The 6403-nt window shown below is 36.2% G+C and carries 9 protein-coding genes; 5 read left to right on the forward strand and 4 right to left on the reverse strand.

Translation table 11 applies throughout. From position 1 onward, the window contains the following. Positions 1-598 precede the first annotated feature (598 nt). The 4 genes from WQ57_RS13900 (at position 599) to WQ57_RS13915 (ending at position 2554) form a co-directional block, all read left to right on the forward strand. Positions 599-868: a helix-turn-helix domain-containing protein gene (locus WQ57_RS13900; protein ID WP_156183140.1), complete on the forward strand. Its 270-nt coding sequence runs from the start codon at positions 599-601 to the stop codon at positions 866-868. Positions 869-882: 14 nt separating this feature from the next. Beyond that, positions 883-1530 (forward strand): hypothetical protein, encoded by a 648-nt coding sequence (locus WQ57_RS13905; protein WP_046524371.1) that lies wholly within the window; start codon positions 883-885, stop codon positions 1528-1530. Positions 1531-1782: 252 nt separating this feature from the next. After that, positions 1783-2184 (forward strand): helix-turn-helix domain-containing protein, encoded by a 402-nt coding sequence (locus tag WQ57_RS13910; RefSeq protein WP_046524372.1) that lies wholly within the window; start codon positions 1783-1785, stop codon positions 2182-2184. After that, a complete protein-coding gene (locus tag WQ57_RS13915; protein ID WP_046524373.1) occupies positions 2174-2554 on the forward strand; it encodes a cysteine-rich VLP protein in 381 nt (126 codons plus the stop codon). The genes WQ57_RS13910 and WQ57_RS13915 overlap by 11 nt, the downstream gene beginning before the upstream one ends. 64 nt (positions 2555-2618) lie before the next feature. Here WQ57_RS13915 and WQ57_RS26690 read toward each other — a convergent pair whose 3' ends face one another. Further along, complete coding sequence (locus tag WQ57_RS26690) at positions 2619-2783, reverse strand: hypothetical protein (RefSeq protein ID WP_156183142.1); 165 nt, start codon at positions 2781-2783, stop codon at positions 2619-2621. 246 nt (positions 2784-3029) lie between these two features. Between WQ57_RS26690 and WQ57_RS13920 the strand changes: the two genes are divergently transcribed. Continuing rightward, positions 3030-3491: a hypothetical protein gene (locus tag WQ57_RS13920; RefSeq protein WP_046524374.1), complete on the forward strand. Its 462-nt coding sequence runs from the start codon at positions 3030-3032 to the stop codon at positions 3489-3491. A 99-nt stretch (positions 3492-3590) separates the two neighbouring features. On the opposite strand, the gene WQ57_RS13925 is transcribed toward WQ57_RS13920, so the two are convergent. The 3 genes from WQ57_RS13925 to WQ57_RS26885 all read right to left on the reverse strand — a co-directional run. Then, positions 3591-4541: a hypothetical protein gene (locus WQ57_RS13925; protein WP_046524375.1), complete on the reverse strand. Its 951-nt coding sequence runs from the start codon at positions 4539-4541 to the stop codon at positions 3591-3593. Between the two features lie 115 nt (positions 4542-4656). Beyond that, entirely contained in the window at positions 4657-5142 is a 486-nt protein-coding gene (locus tag WQ57_RS13930) for a hypothetical protein (RefSeq protein WP_156183143.1), read from the reverse strand. Between the two features lie 306 nt (positions 5143-5448). After that, a partial coding sequence (locus tag WQ57_RS26885) for a PIN-like domain-containing protein (RefSeq protein WP_162200612.1) occupies positions 5449-6403 on the reverse strand: 955 nt, incomplete at its 5' end.

Below are 6403 nucleotides of genomic sequence, written 5' to 3' on the forward strand. Positions count from 1 at the left end.
AATCACTCGCAAATCCCGTCAAATTACTGTTTTTCTAGTTTAATTTTAAAAGGTCATTAGTACTTGAGTGCTACAATCACTAGTATTTATGTGTTATCCACTAGTATAAGTATACGCTATTTGAATTTAGAAAGTCTAGGGAGATTATACCTTCAAATGAAATCATGTTTTGGTTTAAGTTACTCTTTTGTATTTCAATACCAACTTTGTTCTATGCCTTGGTAACGCAACTCAATATCCATTATTTTTAAGTTCCTCCAATTATCTTTCAAACTTTATCCATATAGTTAACACTTTCCATTCTTTCCTTCTGAGTAAATTCATTTTTTACCAACCAAGTATCTCTAGAATAAAGTTGCTATTTAGTTAAATTGTTTGCCTTCTCACCGGGATACTTGCAATCATTAGAAAAAAAAGGACACCTAATATTAATTTTTTCCCAAAATTGAGACTGGAGCCATTTTATATCAAGGTTCTTAAATAATAGCTTACAAAAAGATTGTAGATTATACCTGTACTATCCCCTCATTTCAGGAACAGAGTTATAGGGGGATCAAGTCCTCCTGCCGAATAACTAAATGAATGAGAGGTGGAATATATGATTGAAAGGCTACCATATAACCAGGAATTGGACTACCGTATGATTAGGTTGCTACGGCACAGCAGGAATCTTACGCTAAAGCAGATGGCTACCGAGATGAACATTGATCCTGCCACTTTGTCCCGGATTGAGACAGGGCAAATGCAGTTCACTAATTACTATGAATCTAAGTTAAGGGATGCAATCAAGCGGCTGAGAATTACCAATGTGGAGATAGCGAGCATTCGTAAAATCATTGAGGTCAAAGCCATCAGAGGGATAAAATGAGGGGGATTTCTACAATGAAAGCAGACAGGAAACAAATAGAGAAAGCAATCAAGGAAATGAACCTTTTCGAAGGGTCCAAAAAAGCTTTACAGGCATATCGAGCAGAGGTCAAGAAGATTAACGAGCAGGAGAAAAAGTTAAAAGAGACTTTAGAGGGCTTACAGGCAGAACATACGGCTAACCTTCTTGACCAGGAAATAACGGATGACGTAAGCCAATTAGTCTACCTAAACCGTCAGGCTAGGGACATCATCATGGAAACTCAGGTGATTGAATCAATGTTAGAAAGATTAGCCGAGGCCAAGACAGAAACTAAACTAAAATATGCCCCTATAATTAAGGATGCAACTTACAAAGATTTATCTGTAAAAGGTAAAAAGTATGATTTAACTGACTTTGCTACTAATATCAGATACCAGTTTATAGAGGCAGTTGCTGAGGTAGGACGTGAAATGGATACACAGTACAGGGAGATTGCTCCAGAGATATTAGAACTCTTTCAGGATGAAGCTGTGCTCGAGGTTTATCCCCGAATGAAATACGAGTTTAACCGGGAATACTGGAAACCGACTATTCAACTAAGTGAGTTTCTATCGGAGAGCGATTTAACGTATGCCAAGATGGGGTCCATTACAGTAGCCAAGCCAAAGGACGTGAAGTAATTGAAATTGGACAAGGATTTAGTTGAAGCGGTTGCTAAAGGGAAGAGACTAGAGGAGGTAAGTAACCTGCTCCCATAATGTCTATAAAATTAATGTTGGAGGTACAGCAATATCGCCAAAATAAAGGGGCAAATACCTCTAACCCTTCCTTTAACGATGATATAGGAAAGGCAATAGCTAACAGAAATAATGCAAGCAAGGCCACTGAGTAATCAGTGGTCTTTTATTTTTGGGAAAGGGGATTCTTTAAAAGTGGTTAACTTAAATTACGTTAAACAAAACCGCCAATATCAGCGGCTGCTGGACAAGAAGTACAATGGACGAATTATACCCGTGGATCAGTTTATTAACGGCAGGGCAGTGATTCATCACTATTGCTTTACCTGTGGCTATTTCTACGCTAAGCCAGGCTGGTTGATTAACCGTGCTGTCAGCCGTCACTATTGCAGTATTCGTAATCCTGAGGTCAAGGTAATAAAGCCAGTACCTAAAAGCAAGAGTAGAAAACCTAAAATGACAGAGGAAATGAAGTTGACGATGATAAAGCTAAGGAATGATGGCATATCTCAGTACGAGATAGCCAAGCAATTAGGCGTAAGCAGAGACGCTGTTAAATATCATTTAAAGAAGGCAGGTGGCAGTAATGAGTTTTAATGCTACCCTGAATGCCTTTGGTAAGTTAGCAGAATCAAATTGTGCCAACCTGATTAACGGACGTTGCTTAGGAGAAAGAGGCTGCCCAGTGGTTATTCAAGCTTTATGTGAGGGGTTTAGATGCCCTTACTTTGAAGCTGCTGTCCTGCCTGCTGACCCGGAATTACAGGAACGGTATTCAGTACATGTATTAAAGCAAGGGCGGGCTGCCCAATCGTCCAAGAAGTGTAAAGGCTGTAGCAGGTTATTCAAAACGGGTAACTTCCGTGTGCAGTATTGCAGTGATACATGTCGGAACCACGGCAAGAAAAAAGCTAATAGAATTTCAGATAAAAAGTACAGGAAAAAACGAGAAATCAGCACCTATTAAAGCCCTATACATCAACGTATTCAAGGGGTGGAAATGAAAAGTAATAGGTAAGTAGCCACCCCCTTTAATTTTGATTACTGTTTTTCTCGTTTACCTGTTTCAGTTCAGATATGTGTACCAGTTTAACAGTAGGAATCGCCTCATTTTTCATAATCTCACAGTATCCTGATTCATACTGGAAGAACAGTGTATATTCTTTTCCTAGATAAATAACTGTTTTTCCTTTCAAGCTGTTCCCCTCCTTTCTACTTGATTATAAGCTGTCATATTCCATAACTTATTACACAAGTTTGAAGGATTTGTTAATTACATACGTAATAAAAAACCCAATTGATAAAAAACGCTTTCAAACTATTATTAATAGAAATATAATTGAGATAAAATAAATAGGATGAATGACTTTCTGCAGGGATAAAGGAAATCTTACTACTTGGTTTTCCGGGTAATACTCTAATTTAGGGGAGGATATATTATAATGAGTAAATTTGAGGATAATTACACACAGCACTCAGTTTATATTGAAAATTCATTAGGGGATAAACTTCAGCAAGCTAGAGAAGGTAAAGGCGATAAGCAGAAAATGGTTAATGATGCCCTGACTATGTATTTCAATCGTGAAAAGCAAATAGAAGACTTATTTACCTTATTGGATGAATTGGTGGACAATCAACTTGCTCTAAATGATGTTATTAAGGTATTAGGTGGCGATGAAAATCAGGGCATGCTAGACGAAGCTATTACACAGGTTGAGATGATGATTGTTAAGGCTTTCGGCGGTCATGAAGGGCATTATAGACATATTAGTGGCACAGACCTTTTCTATAACTATGAGTGGTATGAAGGGGAAGAACATAAAACAGAATTGGTTGATTATATCAAGCGTACAGTTGAAAATGATTGGACGAATGAGATTGGGATAACAATAGTACGGGATTAATCGAGAGGTGAATCTTTATAAATGTAAAAAGAGCCAAATTACGCAATTAGTGTATAGCTACTTGCATATTTTAGGCTCTTTATTTTTATTCTTTATAGTTTAAAGCATTACTCGTGATTCTAATCCTTGAGATATATTTCTCCAGACTTGAGTGGAGTGTTGAATTGGGGTTAAAAGGTTATTTAATGATGTTCTTCGTTTTTCTTTAATATCATTACTATAATCTTCACACTTTGCTTTTGCATCGGAATTACTATATATGTCACCTGGAAAATTATTCATGATGCGCCCTGCAAGATCAGTTGGATATGGAACTCGCTTTATTTCTGGAAAGGTAGCTGGTGGGGAAAACCTATCACCATACATGTAAGAAAAACTGAATATCGCACCAGAAACCCCAACCTCTCTTCCAAATTCTCTGGTTTCTACCCACATTGAGTCTTCTCTTTTTACTGGAAGTAAAACACAATTACTTGAAAGGCTATTATTTATTGTTTCAGAAAGCTGTGTTGTCCTCTCTGATATAGCTATAGAGTATTCTAAAGATTTTTCTTTCGCATTTAAATAATATCCTCTTTCTTGTCCAGGGTTTTCAGCATGTCCCGCCAAAGCTCTTAAAGTAAATAAGTGTATGTTTGATGCATACACTAAGCTAACAAGTGCTTCCTCTGAATCAAATCTAAAAAGATTATGAATTTGTTGAGTTATATCATTTAATATCGGGTGAAGTATTCGACTATCTTTTGTCATTACATAAGTTTTTAAATTTTCGCCAAGTCCCAATACATTTCCAGTATGTTCTTTAAGAAATGCATTATCGATTGCTTTATTGATGCTTTCTTTCAAACCTCTAATGGCTTCTGCAAATTTATCTTCTTGCCCACCATTAAAAAGTGAACCAGCTATTGCATTTCCCAATGCCGCACCAATGGGACCACCAAAAGAAGCGCCAAAAGCCTCTGCTGCTGCAGTTAATCCAGTGTTAATTGCTGTTTCCCAATCGATATCGATTGTGTGACCATTTGAAGGTTGGGTTGGCTCCTCAGGCATATTAATCTCTCCTACAGTTTTTTGTCTTTATTATCATGCTTAATTTGCCGCAAATTATTACAAAACAGGGACAGGGCTGAGTTCGGGCATCCTATCCCTGCTTTTTGAAGATTTTTTAGATCCAGTAATTTCCCTCTAATTTCTCGAATAGTTCCTCTACATTTTCCCGAAGCTTTGGCAAGTTAAAATCTATCATCTTCAAGCCATTCACGGTCCTGTCTTGGCGATATAGTATCATTAATAATTGTTCAATTTCCTCTCGAATTGACAAAAGGTCTCCCATTATTCCAATTTGATCTATTACATTAGAACATTCATTAATTCTTTCTTCAATTTCATAAAGGTCTCCATTCAAAATCCTTAGTTCATCTTCCAACTTAGATTCCAGTAGATAATAAGGATTATTCTTAATTTTCTCATCCAGCATTTTTTTTCCGATTTCCAACTCTTCCTTTGTAAAAGTAATAGTGATTTCTTTATTCATATCCATAGATTCTAACCCCTTGATAATATTCTTCATTTTAATTTCCCCTTCCAGATTCATTTGTTTTTCGTTTTGAATAGATGGTTCTTCAAACTTCAATCTCGTATTTTTCATCATCTTTCCTCCTGTATTTCTTTATTTTTGTTCTCACCGGGATACTTGCAGTTTCTACAATAATTAGGACACCCTACTTTAAGATTTTTTATCACCCTTTCAATATTTTTCTAACCTCACCGGAATACTTGCAGTTTGAAAGAAATTAGGACATGCTGTTTTAATTTTTTTAAAAACAGCAAAAACTTGTTCTCCCCTGTAAAACTAAAAAAGCATCCGTATAAGACGGATGCTTCTCCTGACAAGTCAGTGTACTAATTAGAGTATTAATTACTATTAGAGCCTACATAAGAAGTTAATATTTCTCACCTAGTTTTCATAGGATTCAATAGCATTCTCTATATTATTAATCATGTTTTTCAGCTCAAGAATTTTCCCCCTAAAGTCCGTATCACTATCCATGATCGATTCTAAAGTTACTCTGTGTGCATAAGCTGACACACTGCTATGTACTTTTAACTGTTTTAATTTTGCCAGGGCCTGTTTATAAAGGGATGGCAATAAAATGGCCGTGGCAAATCTCCTGTCAGAAAATCCATCACGTAGAGCACCAATTCTTTCAATTTGAGGTATATTCTCTAATTCGTTATCTTCATTTTCTTGGGTTGCTAAATCCATTTGCATAGTTGCTCTGTCCGTTTCTGGTAAGTCAGAGTACCTCGACTTAGCTTGTTCTATAAAGTCTTTATAACTATAAAAGTAAGTATATTGGCCTGTTCTCATCTTAAATTCTCTAAGCAAATCAGGTAAAGGGGATTTAGTATGCGTCTTTTCATCATGTACCCACCAATCGTTCTTATGATCCTCGGTTACAAATATAACTGGTACACTTCTAGTTTGAGATAACTTAATCATTTCCTCCCATACTATGTAATCTCCGAAGCTTCTAAAATCTCCTTTAACTACATCCTCGAAACCAGGAGGAATCTTAAAGGAAAAGCGAACCTCACCTTGCTGATAAAGAGAAATCAATTCATCGTGCTGGATACTTTCCGAGAATTTACCATCGTATATCTCTTTAATTTCATCCAACACAGGGTCACTATCCTTGAGTTTGTTTCCATCGTAAAAAATACTTCGGTTCTGTTGGTTTTCGTTTATGTATTCTTGTATTTTATTAACAGTTTGCTCTTTAAACGTTTCAATATCCTGTTGAACCTGAGTGAGAAACTCTTGATGATATTTTAAACCTGAGTTTTTGCTCACTGCATTTAATGATTCTATTTGATTTTTCATCAGATTTTTAGAATTAATTAAGGCTTTT

The sequence above is a fragment of the Mesobacillus campisalis genome (assembly GCF_000986785.1).
Lineage (GTDB): Bacteria > Bacillota > Bacilli > Bacillales > Cytobacillaceae > Mesobacillus_B > Mesobacillus_B campisalis.